Source organism: Exilibacterium tricleocarpae (assembly GCF_007004655.1).
Taxonomy (GTDB): domain Bacteria; phylum Pseudomonadota; class Gammaproteobacteria; order Pseudomonadales; family Cellvibrionaceae; genus Exilibacterium; species Exilibacterium tricleocarpae.
This window is the reverse complement of record NZ_ML660093.1, coordinates 103,431-119,973: the sequence shown is the minus strand read 5'-3', so window position 1 is coordinate 119,973 and position 16,543 is coordinate 103,431. Positions and strand designations below refer to the sequence as shown.

Here is a 16,543-nt window from a genome sequence, read left to right as displayed (position 1 = left end):
CCTCACCCGATTGGTACTCGTGCTGGGCGCTTACTCTCCCTAAAGCAGCGCCTACTCTCGCTTCAGACGCCTACTTTCGCCTAGAGCACCTACTTTCGCCTAAAGCGCCTACTTTCGCCTAAAGCGCCTACTTTTGGTGGTGGTGGTGGTGGTGGTGGCCGCGACAGCATCCCTGCCATCGAAAGTTTCTGCAGGCCCCATCCAGAGGCAGGCCTACTCCGGTATATTTCACCAAGGTCAGTAAGGTTAAAGTGGGGTTCAATGAACTGTGCAAATCTGCTAAAGCACCCGCAGCAAGCACCTAAAGCAAGTGCCCTTCGCTTTTGGCCCCGGACTTTTTCAAGTGGCAACGGGCAATCATTCCCGAAACTCACACTACCTGCCTGACAATTCCCGCCGGCGGCGACAGCATTTAGCAGCAGCGGACTTTGCGCCGCCTGACACCGGCGCGATACGACCGGTGAGCGCCACAATAGCTCCCCGAGGGCCGATAACTGGTGTTAAGATGAGCGCTTCCCCATCCACCGACCCAAAAGGACAACAGACCCATGCGCGATACCCGACACCTGCGCCCCTGGCTGCTGGCTATCACCTGCGTCGCGGCGGCCGTTATCAGCGGTTGCGACACAGGCCGGCAGGACACTCAAACCGAAACGGCCAGCGCCGCCGAGGCACCCGGCACAGCATCTGCCGAACAAGTCTCTGCAGAACAACAGCGCCTGATGGACTATCTGGCGGCAATGGACCGGGAAAATCTCGAGCGCTCGCCCATCTTCGCCTCCTTCCGCGGTGAAAAAATGGGGCAGGACAGTTGGAGCAACCTCACCGATACTTACCAGGATGAAACCCTGGCGATCTGGCAGCGACGCCGGCAGGAACTGCAGGGCTTCGACGCGGCGCAATTGGACAACACTGCCGCTCTCAGCCTGCGCATCGCCCAATTGTCAAACGACCGCGCAATCGAGGGCGATCAGTTTCGCCATCACGAGTACATCATGCAGCAGTTCCGGGCCTGGCATACAATGGTGCCCAGTGTGTTGATCAGTATTCACCGCGTCGGCAGCGTCGCGGATCTGGAGGCCTACCTGAGCCGGCTGGAAAAAGTCGGCACGCTGTTCGATCAGGTCATTGAGCAGATGCAGGTGCGCGCCAAACGCGGGGTCTACCCGCCGCGCTGGAGTTACCCGCAGATGCTGGAGGCATCGACCAACGTCATTACCGGGGCACCCTTCGATGACGGCGCCGACAGCACGCTGCTGGCGGATTTCAAAAGCAAACTGGACGGCCTCAACCTCGACCAGGCAAAAGCTACCGCGTTTATGACGCGCGCCAACGAGGCACTGTTGCAGGTCGTGCAGCCGGCCTACGGCCGCCTGATCGACGCCTTGCGCGCCCAACAGTCGGTCGCGCCCGAGGGCGATGGTGTATGGCGGTTGCCGAACGGCGAGGCTTACTACAACTACCTGCTGCGTTACTACACCACCACCGACCTCAATGCCGAGCAGGTGCACCAAATGGGCCTGGAAAACGTAGCCCGCATCCACAATGAAATGCGGGCCATTATGGCCAAAGTCGAGTTTACCGGCTCACTGCAGGAATTTTTCGCCTTTATGCGCGACGACCCGCAGTTTTACTTCCCCAACACCGATACCGGTCGCGAGGCCTATCTCGGTGAAGCCAAGGCGCTGGTGGATATCATTGCCAAGCGACTGCCCGACTACTTCGGTATATTGCCGCAGGCGGATATGATCGTAAAGCGGGTGGAGCCATTCCGGGAGCGTTCCGCCGGCAAGGCCTTCTACCAGTCGCCGACTCCGGACGGCAGCCGGCCCGGTATCTACTACGCCAATCTGTATAATATGGCCGATATGCCCAAGTACCAGATGGAGGCCCTGGCCTACCACGAGGGCATACCGGGTCACCATATGCAGCGGGCCATTACCGGGGAACTGGAGGGCGTGCCGGAGTTTCAGAAATATGTCTCCTTTACCGCCTACACCGAAGGCTGGGGTCTCTACAGCGAGTACCTGCCGAAAGAGATGGGATTTTATCAGGACCCCTACTCCGATTTCGGCCGCCTGGCGATGGAGCTCTGGCGCGCCTGTCGCCTGGTGGTGGATACCGGTCTGCACGCCAAGCAATGGTCACGGGAAAAAGCCATCCAGTACTTGCAGGACAACACACCCAATCCAGCCGGCGATACGGTCAAAGCCATTGAGCGCTATATCGTCTACCCGGGCCAGGCCACAGCTTACCTGATCGGCAAGATCAAAATCCTGGAACTGCGCGAACAGGCTCGCTCGGCGTTAAAAGATAAGTTCGATATTCGCGGCTTCCACGACGAAGTGTTGAAAGACGGGCCCGTGCCCCTGTCACTCTTGGAAGAAAAAATAGCGGCCTGGATAGAACAACAGCGGTCATAGCAGGCGATATCGCAGGCGGGTGGAGTAGAACTCCACCCGCTCGGGCCTATCTGATTACCCGCAATTATTGGTTTTACGACAACATTCTTTATTCAGTGCGAGGCGCTCGAGGTTGGGTCAGGCTTTCCCAGACTCGGACTAGGCGTCCCCCCTTACCCTCGCAAGCGGGCCCAGCCCGAAATCATAAATTTCGGGCGTTTCGCGGGGCGAAGCAGCGCTTCGCTGTTTCCCGCTCCACCCATGGGGGCTCGAGCGCGGCATCCCTGCCGCGCACGGTCTGGGAAAGCCTGACCCAACCTCGAGCTTCACATTTCCCTCTGTACCGCTTATCCGGCTCTTTAAAAAGTTATCGAGAGAAAGCCGAAGGATAAGAATATGCACCAGCGACCACGGGAGCAGCCTCCCGAATTTGCGGGTAGCTGGACGGTAGTGACATCGCATACATATACGCGCCAGCCTTTAACAAATTATTACGTCTTCGCACACAGCTCCTGTTTAAGATACCTGGGTTTTAAACTCTTGGAGACACGCCTGTGAGAAGTCTGGCTATTTTGTTTTTGGTATTGCCGCTGCTGGGTTGCAACGGCAGTGATGACGACGACAATGACAACGGCGTAAAAGCACTGCGTATCGACGCTTCCGGGGTAACCGAACCGGTTGACCTGATCGAACGGCTGTCAGGGCGCCTGTTCGAGATAGACGAAAACGGCGAACATCTGGTCAGCCTGGACCGCAATCAGGACTTTTTTGATCTCGCCATTTTGTACAACGCCCAGGGCAGCGGCTGCAGATTGACTGCCAGTGACCGGCAACGCGCCGAGGAGTGGCGACTGCAGTGCGATTTCGATATCACCTGTCTGCCCAACGCCGAACCGGTGTGTGCCAAACAGGCACTGCCGGACAACGACCTGTTTACTTTCAGATACCGCAGCTTCGAAAACTCGTGCCGGGCCTATGAGGCCTCAGCCATGGTGGCGTTTAGCGGCACCGGCTGTGGCGACTTGAATAACACCACCGTCCCGGACCTGCACGAACCGGTCTTTGTCGCGGCGCTGGCGGATATCGAAGTCGACACCGAGCCGCACACCGTTGTCAGCGCATCAATCGATGGCGATATTGCCAGGCTGGTTTTTGAAGTGAGAGGCGGCTGTGGCGAACACGATTTCGACCTGGTTATCGATGACGACTTCACCTCCGGCGGCACTGTACGCACGTCCTCTTTATCCGTCTACGGGGAAGACAACGACGGTTGCACAGACCTGATCGACGTTCCCAAGCGTTTTGACCTGACACCGGTCAAAGAGATATACAAGCGACAGTTTCCCAACGCCGTGGGCAACCAGACGGTGGTTATTCGCAATATTGGCAACTACCGCTTCAGGTTGGATTGACAAGAGCAAGTATGCTGTCGCGGGTTCCTTTCCCTGCCGCCCGAACAATCGCGGCGGCAGGTTTTGGTGTTGACGGAATGCTGTTGCATTGACGCCGGGCGTGGTGGAGCGACAGCAAACTGGCAGTGACAAACAACTTCGAATAGCAGGCCGGACTTCCCTTTAGGCACTATAGCCTCCCCAAAAATCCACACAGCAAACAATCCTAAATAACATCCTTCAAATAACGCCCCGTAAAGGACCGCTTGCGTTTACAAATTGTGGCGGGCGTCCCCTGGGCGACCACCTTGCCCCCGCCGTCGCCGCCTTCAGGTCCCATATCGATCACCCAGTCGGCCTCGGCAATCACATCCAGGTTATGTTCGATCACCACCACTGAGTTACCCGCATCCACCAGCCGGTGCAATACCCGCAACAACTTTTCCACATCTGCCATATGCAGGCCGACGGTGGGCTCGTCCAGGATATAGAGATTGTGCTGAGTGCCGGCGCGGCCCCCGGCCTGTTTTTTTACCACCGCCTCGGGTTCGATCCTGGCCTTGGCCAGCTCCGCTACCAACTTGATTCGCTGAGCTTCGCCGCCGCTCAGGGTGGGACTCTGCTGGCCCAGGGTGAGATAGCCCAGGCCGACATCCTGCAGTAACTGCAATGCATGGCGAATGCCGGGCAGCGCATCGAAATACTCAGTCGCCTCCTCCACATTCATCGCCAACACTTCGCCGATGTGCTTTTCCTTGTAGCGCACCGTCAGGGTTTCGCTGTTAAAGCGCCAGCCGTCGCACACCTCGCACTGCACCCGCACATCCGGCAGGAAATTCATTTCCACCTTGCGCATACCGTGACCGCCGCAGGCATCGCAGCGCCCCTCTCCGGCGTTGAAAGAAAAACGCCCCGGCGTATAACCCCGCAGGCGGGCGTCCACCGTGCCGGCAAAGAGTTTGCGGATAGCGTCCCAGATACCGATATACGTCGCCGGACAGGAGCGTGGCGTCTTGCCGATCGGCGTCTGGTCCACCTGTAACACCCGGTGAATCGACTCCCATCCCCGAATCTCGTCGCACCCCTGCCAGGTGGTTTTTTTGCGACCCCGCCGGCCGCGCCCCGGGGCCTTGACCACAGTTCGCAGATTGCCCTGCAACACACCGTTGACCAATGTGCTCTTGCCACTGCCGCTGACACCCGCCACACACACCAACCGGCGCAACGGCAGAGTGACATCGATACCGGCCAGATTGTTCTGCGCCGCGCCGTGCACGCTGACCTGTTCAGCCGGCCAGAGCGCGCGCATCTCGGTATTTCTGAGCGCCGGCATCGGGTGGCGCAGGGGTTTGGCCAGGAATTGGCCGGTCAGGGATTTTTTGTTGCGGGTCAACTTCGACAGCTTGCCCTGCGCGATCACCTCGCCGCCGTCGATGCCGGCCCGCGGGCCCATATCGATCACGTAATCCGCCTCGCGGATGGTGTCCTCGTCGTGCTCCACCACCAGCACCGTATTGCCCTGGCGCTGCAATTCCCGCAGCGTGGCAATCAGGCGCCGGTTGTCGCGAGTGTGCAGACCGATGGTGGGTTCGTCGAGAATATAACAGACACCCTGCAGGTTAGAACCCAACTGCGACGCCAGTCGAATGCGCTGGGACTCACCACCGCTCAGGGTCGGCGCCGCGCGGTCGAGGGTGAGGTAGTTAAGCCCGACTTTCTGGAGAAAACTCAACCGCCCCTGCAGTTCCGACAGTAAATCCCGGGCAATTTCCTGTTCCTTGTTTTTGAGTTTCAGTTTGTCGAACCAGACCGCCGCCTGCGCCACCGACAGCCCCGCCAGTTCGGCGATAGAGCGGTCGCGAAAACGCACCGCCAGCGCCGTCGGGTTCAGGCGCTGGCCCGCGCAGCGCCGGCAGGGTCGCTCCGCCAGCGCATCTTCATCCTGCTCCAGCCACTCGCCCTCCTCACCGGTCTGTTCTTCATCGAACCCCTTGAGCACCACCCCGGTGCCGAAGCACCCTTCACACCAGCCGTGTTTCGAGTTGTAGGAAAACAGGCGCGGATCCAGTTCGTCAAACCCTTGCCCGCAACCCGGACAGGCCCGCTCCGTGGAAAACAGCGCATCGACGGTTTTGCGCTTTCTGCCGGGTGCCGCCGCTTCCACTACCACCACGCCGCTGCCCATATCCAAAGTGCGCTGCAACAGCGCGGCCAGCGCCGCTTCATGTTTGGGCGCCACGGTGACACTGCCGAGCGGCAATTCGATATCGTGCTCGCGGTAGCGGTCCAGTTTTGGCCAGGGATCGGTGGACACATAGACGCCGTCGACGCGCAGTTGCGTGTAACCTTTCTCGGCTGCCCATTTCGCCAGTTCTTTATAGATGCCCTTGCGCGCCACCACCATCGGTGCCAACAACGTGATTTCGCGCCCGCGGTAATCTTTTTGCAGCCGCGCGAGAATCGCCGCCACTGTCTGCGGCTCGATCGCAAGGTTGCAGTCGGGACAATGGGCGGTGCCGAGTTTGACATACAACAGGCGCAGGAAATGATAGATTTCCGTGAGCGTTGCCACCGTGCTTTTACGACCGCCGCGACTGGTGCGCTGTTCGATGGCAACAGTGGGGGGAATACCGTGCACGGTGTCCACATCCGGGCGCGACGCCGGTTGCACAAACTGCCTGGCGTAGGCATTGAGCGATTCCAGATAGCGCCGCTGCCCCTCGCCGAACACGATATCGAAAGCCACAGTGCTTTTGCCGCTGCCGCTGACACCGGAGATCACGGAAAACTGGTCGCGGGGAATGGTGATATCAATATTTTTGAGATTGTGTTCGCGGGCATGGTGTATAACTATCGACCGGTCGCGCGCCTTGGTTGCCTGCCTGGCAGCGCTGACGCGCCCCTTGGGCAGGGTTAGCGCCTTACCACGGCTGCGCCGGTAAGCCCGCAGCGCCTTGGCCGTATGGGTGGCCTCGGCACCGGTGGCCGCGGCCAACTGCTGCGGGGTGCCCCGACCGACCACCTGCCCGCCCCCGGCGCCGCCCTCCGGGCCGATATCGATAATCCAGTCCGCCGCGCTGATAACATCCAGGTTGTGTTCGATAACCAACAGCGAGTGACCCGCGGCGATCAATTGCCGGAACGCCTCCATCAGCGTGGCGATATCGTCAAAGTGCAAACCCGTGGTGGGCTCGTCAAACAGAAACAGGGTTTGGCGGCCGGACATATTTTTCGCCAGGTGCCCCGCCAGTTTCAGCCGCTGGGCCTCGCCGCCGCTGAGCGTCGGCACCGCCTGGCCCAACTGCACATAATGCAGGCCGACGTCCGCCAGCGGCTGCAGGCTGCTCACCACCTCCGGCTGGTCGGCAAAAAACGCCAGCGCCTCGGCGACCGTCATCTCCAGCACATCGGCAATGGAGCGGCCCTGGTGCAGGGCGGGGTCCGCCTGCTGATCGGCGGCGCCGTAAAGCTTTATCTCCAGAATTTCATCCCGATAGCGCTTGCCGTCACAGTCCGAACAACGCAGATAGACATCGCTCAGGAACTGCATTTCCACATGCTCAAAACCGTTGCCGGAGCAGGTTGGGCAACGCCCCTTGCCGGCGTTGAAACTGAAAGTGCCGGCGGTGTAACGCCGCTCGACAGCCAAGGGTTCGGCGATAAACAGTTTGCGGATCGCATCGAAGGCGCCCACGTAGGTGGCGGGCACTGAGCGGGTGGTTTTGCCGATCGGGCTCTGGTCCACCAGCACCACCTCGTCGATATGCTCGTGTCCCTCAATGGCCCGGTGGGCGCCGGGTGTCTCTACGGTTTTGCCTTTGTGTTTGCAGATACCCGGATAGAGCACATCGCGCATCAATGTCGATTTGCCGGAACCGCTGACGCCGGTGATACACACCAGCCGCTGTAGGGGAATCTCCACATCGATATCGCGCAGGTTGTGCTCGGTGGCGCCCACCACCTGCACACAGGCGGCGGGCGGCGGTGCCTCCACGGCGCTGGCAACGACATGTTTTTTGCCCGATAAATACTGGGCCGTCAGCGACTTGCGGTGGCTGAGCAGGGCTCTCGGCGTGCCGAAAAAACCGATCTCCCCGCCCTGCTTGCCGGGCCCCGGGCCGATGTCGAGAATGCGGTCGGCCGCCAGTATCACTTGCGGATCGTGCTCCACCACCAGCAGCGTGTTGCCGGCATCGCGCAGCCGGTGCAACACCTTGACCAGGCGGTTGATATCCCGGGGGTGGAGGCCGATACTCGGCTCGTCGAGCACAAACAGGGTGTTGACCAATGAGGTGCCCAGCGCCGTGGTGAGATTGATACGCTGCACCTCGCCGCCGCTCAGGGTGCGCGACTGGCGGTCGAGGGTGAGATAACCCAATCCCACCTCCAGCAGGTAGCCGAGGCGGGAGCGGATTTCACCCAGCAACAGCTCCGCCGCCTCGTCAAAAGGCGCCGGCAGTTTTAGTTGGTCGAAGAACTCGGCGCACGCTTGCAGCGGCAATTGCATAACCTGGTGTATATTGAGACCGGGCGGCTGTCCCTTGGCCGCCGGCGCTGCTGTGGACCGTCCCAACCGCCACCACAGTGCCGCCGGTTTTAAACGGGCGCCGTTACAGTCTCCGCAGGGGGTGTAAGAGCGGTATTTGGACAACAACACCCGCACGTGCATTTTGTAGGCGCGGCTCTCCAGCCATTTGAAAAACCGCTCGGCGCCAAACCAGACGCCGTCGTCCCAGCTTCCCTCGCCCTCGATCACCCAGCGCTGTTGTTTCTTGCTGAGCTTGTTCCAGGGTTTGTCGATGGGAATACCGCGTTTTTTGGCGTACTTGATCAGGGCCTGCTGAATCTCGATATTGGAGGGGGTTTGCCAGGGTTTGATGGCCCCTTCTTTCAGGGTTTTGTTTTCGTCGGGAATGACCAGGCCGTAATCCACCCCGATAATCCGGCCAAAGCCCCGGCAAGTGTCACAGGCGCCGATGGGCGAGTTGAACGAAAACAGGCTGGGGCTCGGCTCGCCGTAATCGATATCGCAGTCCGGGCAGTGATGGTGGCTGGAAAAGCGCCAGGGCTCGCCCGCCTGTTTCTGCGCATCCAGGGGGTAGACCAGCAGGTGGCCATTGCCGTGGTGCAGCGCCGCCTCCACCGCTTCGGTCAGGCGCGCGCGATTTTCCGGCACCAGCCGCAGGCGGTCCTGCACCGCCTCGACCCGTTTTTTGCTGCGGGTATGAATGCGGGTATAGCCCTGCTGGTTCAGCAGTTGCACCACTTCTTCATCGGTGAAGTTGGCGGGAATCTCGATCGGCAGGCATACCATCAGCCGCTGGCCGGCGCCGCCGTCCCGGTAGAGCGCCGCGACGATGCTCTGTGCCGAATCGCTACTGACTTCCCGCTGACAATTATGGCAGTAGAGCCGTGCCATGCGGGCGAACAGCAATTTCAGGTAGTCGTTCAGTTCGGTCATGGTGCCCACAGTGGAGCGGGAGGTGCGCACCGGGTTGGTCTGGTCGATGGCGATCGCCGGCGGTATGCCCTGGATGCTGTCGACGGCGGGCTTGTCCATCCGGTCCAGGAACTGCCGCGCATAGGCGGAGAAGGTTTCCACATAGCGGCGCTGCCCCTCCGCATAGATGGTGTCAAACGCCAGGGTGGATTTGCCGGACCCGCTGACGCCGGTCACCACAATCAACTCATTGGTGGGCAGTTCGAGGTCGAGGTTGCGGAGGTTGTTCTGGCGGGCGCCTTTGATAACGATGGATTCGCGACTCATAGTGGACAGGTGATACCTTGAGTTGTCGGGTGATACCTTGGTCATTAGTGCCAGGGCCGGAAAGCTGGCTAAATATACAGTATTGAGGGAGCGTTTGCAGCTAAAAATTTAGTGCTGGGGGAATACCCGGACCAGAGGGAATTTTCAGAAAGGGAGGCTGTGAAAGGTCGGTTGAGAGAGTGCTATTCGGCACGGGCCGCGCCGGTACAGGGTATTTTTAAGCCTTCCGGCAGCGACACCCCTGCCAACGGGACCTGCTTGCTACTACACCCCCCTTCCGGCACACGATTCTGGTGTGGGGCTGAAAAACACCCTGCACCACCACGTCCCTGGTTGGGCAGATCACTGCAAGTTGGAAGGGGTATCATACAATGGCTTAAGTGAAACCGCGCCAAGCGGCGCTCCTTTGCCACCAAATTGCGTCGTGTTTACATTGTGGACATTTACCATAAAGCCATTCGCGTTTTGAACTCTGCACAGTTAGTGCCTGTATGCCTTTGTAGGTATAAACCCCAGAGTTTACAGGATGTTGCAAAAACTACCGGAAGAACTCACTATGATGGCTGATTGGGGAGGGCGGGATTGCGTTTCGAAGAAGGAGCATCAGTTCAACGCTACGCATCGCGATGGTTGAATGACCTGCCCGCCATGTGCCCAGAAATTTAATCACTGTGCCGCCGGTGCAGGCTATGGAGAAAACCAATGAGACTTTTGGTGAGCGTCGATCTCTCTGAATCCACCGAAAAGATCGTGGACAAAGCCGCCGCAATCGCCACGGCACTGTCGGCGCAAGTCTGGCTCCTGCATGTCGCGGCACCGGAGCCGGAGTTCGTCGGGCTCGATGTAGGTCCGCAATCAGTCCGCGACTCGGTCTCCAAAGCACTCCGCAAAGAGCACACACAAATTCAGGCACTGGCAGACCGTTTGCGGGATCGGGGCCTGGAGGCAACAGCACTGTTGATACAGGGTGAAACAGCGGACACTATCCTGAAGGAAGCGACACGGCTCGATGCCGATATGATCGTCGTCGGCTCTCACGGCCGGGGCAGGATGCACCAGTTGCTGGTCGGCAGTATCAGTGCGGGTGTGCTCAAAGCATCCAAGTGTCCGGTGCTGGTGGTTCCCACTCACGAGCGCGGCTGAAGTCGTATCCAGCCAAAGGCGGCAAACGTCGAACCGCACAGGCCGCCGCCGCGCTGAGACAACGCCTCGCTCAGAAAAAATCAAGCTACCTCCCAACGCGCAGTAATCTGCCCAACCAGGGACGTGTCGGTGCAGGGTGTTTTTCAGCCCCACACCAGAATCGTGTGCCGGAAGGGGGGTGTAGTAGCAAGCAGGTCCCGTTGGCAGGGGTGCCGCTACCGGAAGGCTTAAAAATACCCTGTACCGGTGCGGCCCATGCCGGGTGGCACTTCCCTAGTCAACCGCCATCTGCCGCTGAATAACCTCCACAATATCCCGCCAATCCACCAACTTGAAATTCTGTGGTTCATCCGGCATCCGGTTGTGGCCGTCCTGGGCCACCAGTATCCCGCCGGGAAAAGCGTCGCCAAAATTCAGCGATGAGACTTCCAGGCCGTCGGTATCGGATACGCCGTCGACACCGGCTTGCAGATTACTACCAATGCGAAAGCGCCCCAGATAATCAAACGGCGGCTCGGCTTTATAAACACTAAAACTGTCGTTACCCTGGCTCGATACCACCAGCCAGTCAGTCTCTTGGCCATGAGCTTTCATGCGGGCGATGTCCAGCCCCTCCACATCGGCCCGCAGATACTCGCCAACGGCGGCGACCAGTTCAAACTGGCCGGCGGCAACGGCAGCGGCCGCCGTCACCCAAACCCCGCGATTCTCCTCACCGATAAACAAACGGCCGGTCAGGTCGTCCACCACACAACCCTCCGGCTGGGAGGCTACCGCCAGGCGGCGCACCACGCGAGCGGCCACTTCTCGCGCGTCGTTCTCGTACAGCAGGTATTGCACGATGCGCCCGTCTTTATCATTGGCATAAACATAAAACCGGGGGTTCTGGGGACAGTTTATCTAACACCATGCCATCCGGCGTGCCATTCGGGACGGAGGGATTTGCCATTTGGGACGGAGTTAACGATGATAAGACAGCATGCACGAGCGGGGCGGCCTAAACGCAGATTCCATCATCCATAAGCTCCAGGCGTCCTTACATGCCGCAGTGCAAGTGCCGCGAGGATAGCAAGGATCATAACGCTGACCGCGCTAAAAATAGCAGCGCTATTAAAACCGAGGATGAAAGCAGATTGCGCGTCTTTCATAAGATCGGCAGGCAATTCGGAAGCAATCGCTGTCGCCGCCCATAGGCTGTCACTCGTGGCATCGCGCGTATCTGCGCTAAGGGTATCAGGCATTTTGCCCAGCATTGTGCTGCGGTAAATCGCGGTGGCGACACTGCCAAGCAAGGCAATTCCCATCGAAACGCCGATATCCTGAACGGCCTCCGACATGGCCGAGGCTGATCCGGCTTTTTCAGACGGAGCAGAGCCAACGACAAGATCAGTACCAAGCGCAGCGATAGCACCATTGCCGAGATAAGCAAGCGCCAGCCCACTGACAATCAATGCAATTGTAAAATCAACTTGTCCGGCGATAGCAAGCATCGCATATCCCAGAGCCGACAACACAAGTGACCCGGCGACGACAAAACCGGGGCGTATATACCGTGCGGCCACAGGCGCACCAATGCCACCTGCGATCATGCCAAGTGCTGCCACCCCCATCCACAGCCCTGCGGCAAAAGGGGCATAGCCGCAGACCAGTTGTAAATATTGTGCGGTAAGCATCATTGTGCCGCCAACCGCAATCAGTCCGACCAGTAGCACAATCAATGCTGCTGTAAACTCATGATTAGAAAAGAGTTTGATATCAAGCAACGGATCGGCAAGCCGGTATTGCCGCCTGATAAAAACGGCTGCGACGATCAGGCCGATGGTGAGTGCGATTGCGCCTTCAAAGCTGATCCCGAACTTTGCAAGCTGTTTGATGCCATGTGTTGCTGACAGCATTGCGATCAAAGAGAAGGCAACGCTCAACAGGTCTATTTTATCCCGCTTGGACGTCCAATGCTCCGGCAGAAGCGTGCGTGCAAAAACCAGTAGCACCAAAGTCAGTGGAATCGCGACTAAAAAAGCTGCACCCCACCAGAATTGCTCCATCAGATAGCCGCCGCCAACCGGCCCAAGTGCGTAACCCACACCAAAAACTGTTGCCCATAAACCGAATGCCATTGCCCGTTCCTGCGGGTTACGAAAGAGTTCGCTGATCAATGAGAGTGTGGAGGGCATCAGCGTTGCCGCCGCAATACCAACGAGGGCGCGTGCCGCAATCAACATCACGGCACTGGTTGAAAAGGCTGCAACGGTTGAGGCGCTCGCAAAGGCAATCATGCCGATCATCAAAAGCCTGCGCCGTCCAATCCGGTCACCAAGTGTGCCCATCGTGATTAAAAAGCCGCCAAGCATAAAGCCGGAGATGTCCATAATCCATAAAGCCTGCGTACTGGTCGGCTGCAAATGCTCAGCCAGTGACGGTAAGATGAGCGGCAGAAAAGTCAGGTCTAATCCAAGCAACAATGTCGGCAGTGCCAGCAACACCAGCCCCAGCCACTCGCGTGTTCCCGCTCTGGTGGGAATGGATTGATCAGCGGTGTGATTGATGTTGGCCATTGTATTGTCCTCTCCCTCCGGCTTCGTGACCGGATTTTTTGTGGAAAACAGACTATGATGCCAATTTATTCATGTTACAATATAAGTAATTATGCTATTACTAAAACCAATAGTCTGATATACAAATAGTTTGATCTTCAAAACCACCGGAAAGATCAAAGGAAAATGGAACAGCGATTAAGTGTGATCACTTTGGGTGTTGCGGATTTGGGGAGGGCCAGAGATTTTTATGATTCCCTGGGCTGGAAGCCAGCCAATGACAATACCGAGGAAATAGAAAGCATTGTTGCCTATAACCTGATCGGGTTTTCTCTGGCATTATTCCCGCTTGATAAACTGGCGGAGGATACCACGGTCACCATGACCAAAGGCATGCACCCATCTTTTACCCTCGCCTATACCGTACAGACGCCTGGGGAAGTTGATCAAACGCTGCAACAGGTCGAAGCTGCCGGCGGCACGATTATCAAGCCCGGGCAAAAGGTTTTCTGGGGCGGCTATTCGGGTTATTTTTCCGATCTCGACGGTTACCTCTGGGAAGTCGCGCATAACCCGTTTGCTTCGCACGGCGAAGACGGTTCTTTCCGGTGGTAACAACGCCATGTCTGCACGCAGTCTGAAACGCAAAAGAAGTGCACTCTCTGATTTTGTAATGCGCCACAGAAAAAAGCTTACCCCCGCCGATGTCGGTCTGCCAACCACGGGCGGGCGGCGCACGCCGGGACTACGGCGGGAAGAGGTCGCTCAGCTCGCAGGTGTGGGTCTCACCTGGTACACATGGTTTGAGCAGGGGCGCGATATTCAGGTTTCGGAGAGTTTTCTTTTGAAAATCTCAAAAGCCCTGAAGTTGAATGATGCTGAATGCAGTCACTTTTTTCTTCTCGCTCATCAGCGTCCGCCACCTGCCGAAGCGCGGCAATGGCAAAACGTCACCCCACATATCCAGCAATTGCTTGACGACCTGACCGCACGCCCGGCCTATGTCATCAATTTGCGCTGGGATGTGATCGCCTGGAACGCGACAGCCGATGGCCTGTTTCATTTTTCCACGCGGGAGTTGGCGGAGCGCAACATCATACGATTGGTTTTCTCCGATCCCGACCTGCGCCGCCGCCTTCCGGAATGGCGGAAAGACGCCCCCCGCCTGCTGGCGCAGTTCCGCAGCGATTTGGCTGGCGCACCGGAAGATCCGGCCATGCTGAACCTGATCGAGGATTTAAAAAAGCTATCGCCTGATTTCCGCCAATGGATTGAACAGCCCGACATGGAAAGCTATAGAAGAGGTATCGGCACACTGATGAGCGAGAATTCAGAGCGCCGTGACTTTACCCATGAAACGCTGACGGTGGACGAGCACTACCATCTGAAGATGGTGGTTTATTTTGAAGAAACGACATAAGGCGCTGTAACAAAGGCCATTCGGGACGGGCCATTCGGGACGGAGGGATTAAAGAGTGATCAGATTTGAGTTGATCGAAAAATAATCCCTCCGTCCCGAATAGTCAATCAGATTTGAGTTGATCGAAAAATAATCCCTCCGTCCCGAATAGTCCCCCGAATAGTCCCCCGAATAGTCCCCCGAATAGTGCACCAGCACTATCGAGGTGTTAACGCGCAGCCATCTGCCCAACCAGGGACGGGGTGGTGCAGGGTGTTTTTCAGCCCCATACTTAAAACTCGTGCCAGCAGTGGGGTGTAGTAGCAAGCAGTGCTCGGCGGCAGAGGTCTTCGTTCCGGAAGGCTGAAAAACACCCTGTACCGGCGCGGCCCGTGTCGGATGGCACGTTCCTGACTCGAGTCTCCCAACCTAAGCCACCCAACCATCCTATACGAGTTGAAATCACTGTGTCCCTCGCGATTCCAAAGGCCAAGACATGCCGGGTAGCTCCCCCCTAATCAACCGCTACCTGCCGCTGAATAACAGCCACGATATCCCGCCAATCCACCAACTTGAAATTCTGGGGTTCATCCGGCATCCGGTTGTGGCCGTCCTGGGCCACCAGTATCCCGCCGGGAAAAGCGTCGCCAAAATTCAGCGATGAGACATCCAGGCCGTCGGTATCGGATACGCCGTCGACACCGGCTTGCAGATTAGGGCCAATGCGAAAGCGCCCCAGATAATCAAATGGTGGCTCAGCTTTATAAACACTAAAACTGTCGTTACCCTGGCTCGATACCACCAGCCAGTCAGTCTCTTGGCCCTGGGCTTTCATGCGGGCGATGGCCAGCCCCTCCACATCGGCCCGCAGATACTCGCCAACGGCGGCGACCAGTTCAAACTGGCCGGCGGCAACGGCAGCGGCCGCCGTCACCCAAACCCCGCGATTCTCCTCACCGATAAACAAACGGCCGGTCAGGTCGTCCACCACACAACCCTCCGGCTGGGAGGCTACCGCCAGGCGGCGCACCACGCGAGCGGCCACTTCTCGCGCGTCGTTCTCGTACAGCAGGTATTGCACGATGCGCCCGTCTTTATCATTGGCATAAACATAAAACCGATTGTCCAACTTCGCCATGCACACACCGTAAATGGCATCGAGGGTGGTCGGCAACTGCGCCACCTTGCTCACCCGACCGCCCTCATCGATGGCGTATACCACCAGGCTGTTGTCATCGCGGCGGGTTGCTGCGGCAATATCCACCGTGCGACCGCGCAGCGAAAAGCCGTAGCGCAGGTCCACATTATTGACACGGCCGTCGGCGAGGAACTGCAACTGCCCGCCCGCCAGGTTGTACACGTGCAGCCCCACCTGCTTATTGGTGCCGAGAATGCGGCTCTGGGCCGGGTTCCGGCGGTTATACCAGATCGCCGGATCGTCCATCACGTCACCGGCCTGCGCCGCCGCCGGCGTTTCCAGGCTCGCCGCTACCTCGGGTATCACTGGCGGCGAGACCGGCACCGCCGACTGCGACGCCCCCGGCCCCTGGCTGCCGGCAAGCACGCGCATCTGCGGCGGCGACTGGTGCGGACTTTTCTGTGCCGGCTGGCAGGCGACAAGCACGAGACTGACCGCGGCCAGCAACACCTGCGCCAGCAATCGCATCGATGCCGCCCCCGGCGGCGCGCCGGCCAACGCCAGCAGACAAGGCTTGAAATAAGGTTTCATGTCCTCTCCTTTATTTTATTAGTGCGACTACCGGTCGCTTCAGCAACCGGTGTTTGGGTAAAACGGTGTACAGGGCAGGCAGCATAAATGACATCAATGCGAAATGGCGCGGCTTCGGGCAAGATTCGCAAGTCTGTTGAGACGGGGTCAATTCGGACCGCTATAAAATCACGGCGTA

9 protein-coding genes and 1 pseudogene are annotated in these 16,543 nt (G+C 58.4%); 5 read left to right on the top strand and 5 right to left on the bottom strand.

The features are described 5' to 3' along the window. The first annotated feature begins 548 nt into the window (after positions 1–548). Complete coding sequence (locus FKG94_RS12105) at positions 549–2,423, top strand: DUF885 domain-containing protein (protein WP_142904593.1); 1,875 nt, start codon at positions 549–551, stop codon at positions 2,421–2,423. A gap of 533 nt (positions 2,424–2,956) precedes the next feature. Continuing rightward, on the top strand, positions 2,957–3,814 hold the full coding sequence (locus FKG94_RS12100) for a hypothetical protein (RefSeq protein WP_142904592.1): 858 nt from the start codon (positions 2,957–2,959) through the stop codon (positions 3,812–3,814). Between the two features lie 205 nt (positions 3,815–4,019). Here FKG94_RS12100 and uvrA (FKG94_RS29555) read toward each other — a convergent pair whose 3' ends face one another. Both uvrA (FKG94_RS29555) and uvrA (FKG94_RS29550) read right to left on the bottom strand, forming a co-directional pair. Further along, positions 4,020–5,978 carry an excinuclease ABC subunit UvrA gene (gene uvrA, locus FKG94_RS29555; protein ID WP_425460045.1) on the bottom strand — a complete coding sequence of 653 codons (1,959 nt, stop codon included), beginning with the start codon at positions 5,976–5,978 and terminating at the stop codon, positions 4,020–4,022. Continuing rightward, positions 5,961–9,560 (bottom strand): annotated as a pseudogene (gene uvrA / locus FKG94_RS29550) (excinuclease ABC subunit UvrA); the annotation flags it as partial. The pseudogene uvrA (FKG94_RS29550) and the gene uvrA (FKG94_RS29555), both read right to left, overlap by 18 nt. 702 nt (positions 9,561–10,262) lie before the next feature. Here uvrA (FKG94_RS29550) and FKG94_RS12090 point away from each other — a divergent pair. Further along, entirely contained in the window at positions 10,263–10,703 is a 441-nt protein-coding gene (locus FKG94_RS12090; protein WP_142904590.1) for a universal stress protein, read from the top strand. 273 nt (positions 10,704–10,976) lie between these two features. Here the strand turns inward: FKG94_RS12090 and FKG94_RS12085 are convergent, their stop codons facing one another. Both FKG94_RS12085 and FKG94_RS12080 read right to left on the bottom strand, forming a co-directional pair. Next, positions 10,977–11,603, bottom strand: coding sequence for a phytase (locus FKG94_RS12085; RefSeq protein ID WP_142904589.1), 627 nt, complete (start codon positions 11,601–11,603; stop codon positions 10,977–10,979). Positions 11,604–11,716: 113 nt separating this feature from the next. After that, positions 11,717–13,258, bottom strand: coding sequence for an MFS transporter (locus FKG94_RS12080; protein ID WP_142904588.1), 1,542 nt, complete (start codon positions 13,256–13,258; stop codon positions 11,717–11,719). Positions 13,259–13,423: 165 nt separating this feature from the next. Here FKG94_RS12080 and FKG94_RS12075 point away from each other — a divergent pair, with 165 nt between their 5' ends. Together FKG94_RS12075 and FKG94_RS12070 are read left to right on the top strand one after the other, a co-directional pair. Beyond that, a complete protein-coding gene (locus FKG94_RS12075) occupies positions 13,424–13,852 on the top strand; it encodes a VOC family protein (RefSeq protein ID WP_142904587.1) in 429 nt (142 codons plus the stop codon). A gap of 7 nt (positions 13,853–13,859) precedes the next feature. Then, entirely contained in the window at positions 13,860–14,657 is a 798-nt protein-coding gene (locus FKG94_RS12070) for a helix-turn-helix transcriptional regulator (protein ID WP_142904585.1), read from the top strand. Between the two features lie 493 nt (positions 14,658–15,150). Here FKG94_RS12070 and FKG94_RS12065 read toward each other — a convergent pair whose 3' ends face one another. Further along, the gene (locus tag FKG94_RS12065) at positions 15,151–16,365 is read right to left on the bottom strand and encodes a phytase (protein ID WP_142904583.1); all 1,215 of its coding nucleotides are present in this window, start codon (positions 16,363–16,365) and stop codon (positions 15,151–15,153) included. Positions 16,366–16,543: the final 178 nt, after the last annotated feature.